General features: G+C 65.8%; 1 pseudogene. It reads left to right on the forward strand.

The features are described 5' to 3' along the window. Nucleotides 1-447, forward strand: a pseudogene (locus ABR397_RS23330) (type IV secretion protein Rhs); the annotation flags it as partial.

A 447-nucleotide genomic window follows, 5' to 3' on the forward strand; every position in this document is an offset into this window, starting at 1 on the left:
CGGGAAATCCAGCCATACGGGGAAATTCGGCGTCACTACCCGGATAACCGCACCGTCGGGCGGCAGCTGCTGACGGGCGAAACGGACCCGGTTGCAGGGCCCGCCCGCTTCACCGGACAGACTCAGCCCGGACACTGGCAGAGTCAGGTGCAGGTTAACCGGGCCGGGGAGCTGACCGGGCTGACGTTAGACCATCAGCCGCCCCTGACGGTGGAGCGGGATGAGGCGGGACGGGACACTGGCCGTTACACCGAAAGCGGCTTCATTGTGCGCCAGCAGTATAACCTGATGGGGTTACTGACGGCACAGCGGGCGGGCTGCAACCCGCACTTCTTCCGGCCGGCTGACCTGGCGGAGATTACCGACCCCGCCTATGCCAGTCTGGCCAGACAGTATACATACGATGCGGCCCTGAACCTGACGGCGGCCCGTGACGATGCGCAGCGG

It is taken from the genome of Photorhabdus viridis, from assembly GCF_040256935.1.
GTDB classification, from domain to species: domain Bacteria; phylum Pseudomonadota; class Gammaproteobacteria; order Enterobacterales; family Enterobacteriaceae; genus Photorhabdus; species Photorhabdus viridis.